This window comes from Actinophytocola sp. (assembly GCF_036002505.1).
Lineage (GTDB): Bacteria > Actinomycetota > Actinomycetes > Mycobacteriales > Pseudonocardiaceae > DASYTH01.
The window spans coordinates 1-1,595 of the sequence record NZ_DASYTH010000299.1 but is presented as its reverse complement, the minus strand read 5'-3'; the positions used below and the strand labels follow the sequence as shown (position 1 = coordinate 1,595).

Genomic DNA, 1,595 nt, shown 5'->3' with positions numbered 1-1,595 from the left:
CGCCGCTGGCCCGTGGCGGCTCGACCGGAACGGTCGACGCCTATACGCAGTTCGCGACCTATCGCAAACCCGACACCAGAGGCTGCACCGATTCATCACGGGCGACCCGCCCCACGACATCGACCACGTCAACGGCGACGGCCTGGACAATCGCCGCGCCAACCTGCGGCCATGCAGCAACTCGCTGAACTTGGCCAACTCACGCCTCTACAAGGGGAACACCTCGGGTTATCGAGGCGTGGACTGGCACAAGAAAAGCCGGCGATGGCGGGCGCGCATCGGAGTGGATGACCGCCTGATTCATCTGGGCATGTTCGACACCCCTGAGGAAGCCGCCCGGGCGTACGACGCTGCCGCGATCGCTGCCTGGGGTGAATACGCAAGACCGAACTTCCCGATCCGAACACCCTGAAAGGCCCCACATAGCCATGAGCACCACATACGCCGACGACTACGACACCGGCGAGATTCGGGCTGGCGAGCAAACGGTGAACCTGGCACCGTTCACGATCCTGCCGCCCGCGTTGCGCCGGCCCGACGCGACCGGTGAGATCCCGGCCGTCCGATTCGAGGACGCCGGCCTGGGCATCCTGACCCCGATCTCGCCGGCACCGCCCGTCGAGGACTTCACCGAGACGGTGGTCCTGCGGTATGCGGTCCCTGGCCCCCGGCATGCGGCGCCCGGCCGGCCGGCCAAGCTACGGCGTGGTCGCGGCCGTCACCGACGCCCGTCGCTGCTGGGGCGCGCCTGGCTCTGGCTGGTCGCGCCATGAGGTACCGCGTCGGCAACAAGCTCGGTCGGACCCTGTATCGCGACGACCAACTCATCGGCGTCATGGACTCGGAGGTCGACGCCAAACTGATCGCCCGCCTGCTCAACAACGACGTGATCGACCGCGACTCGTCGTGCATGTGCGCGAGTTACGAGCCGTGCGCTGGTGAATGCTGCGGCGCCGGCCAGTGCTCCTGCTCGGGTCCGGATGGTGCGTCGTGACTGACACGAAGCCGGACGCCGAGCCGTGCACGACGCAGTCAAGGCGGGCTCGGCACTATTCCACGAACCTCAAGGGCGATCCGTCAGTACCGGGGCGATCCGGGTGGACGCTGTGCGGCTACAGCGCGGGCGACGAAGAGCGTGCGAACCGCTGGTCGGACCGCCGCGCCATATTGGCCAACCTGCCTGAATGCAAACTCTGCCTCAAGTCAGTCGCCAAATTGGAGCGTGCGGGATGACCGACACGAAGCCGGAGATGTCCGTCACCGAGGTGCTCGCCGCCACCGCCGGCCCGGACCTGAACCTGCGGCCCGGGTCGCGGATGCTGACGCTCGCCGACATCGAGAAGCTCGCCGACGACGGGGACCGGCAGGCCATCATCGCCGCGTGCGGCATCGTGCCGGTCAGCATCAGCCTGTGGCCAACCAAACGGGTCGAGCGTAAGGGTCTGCTGCGCTACGAGTGGACGGTCGTCGACGACCCGACCGGCGAGGTTCTCGCACGGGGCCGCGCCCTGTTCGACACATGGGCCTGGCACAGGGCTGGCCGGGCGGCTGCGCGGATCTATCTCGAGCGCCATGCCGCGCGGAAAGCCGAGGCC

General features: G+C 68.0%; 4 protein-coding genes. All 4 read left to right on the top strand.

The genetic code is table 11. The annotated features are described in order from the left end of the window. Positions 1–412, top strand: a 412-nt coding sequence (locus tag VGR06_RS26390) for an AP2 domain-containing protein (protein WP_327561828.1), incomplete at its 5' end; no start/stop codon positions are given. A 16-nt stretch (positions 413–428) separates the two neighbouring features. Then, entirely contained in the window at positions 429–773 is a 345-nt protein-coding gene (locus tag VGR06_RS26385) for a hypothetical protein (RefSeq protein ID WP_327561827.1), read from the top strand. Beyond that, positions 770–994, top strand: a complete 225-nt coding sequence (locus VGR06_RS26380) for a hypothetical protein (RefSeq protein ID WP_327561826.1) — start codon at positions 770–772, stop codon at positions 992–994. The genes VGR06_RS26385 and VGR06_RS26380 overlap by 4 nt, the downstream gene beginning before the upstream one ends. A 235-nt stretch (positions 995–1,229) precedes the next feature. After that, on the top strand, positions 1,230–1,595 hold a 366-nt coding region (locus VGR06_RS26375; protein WP_327561825.1), incomplete at its 3' end, for a hypothetical protein.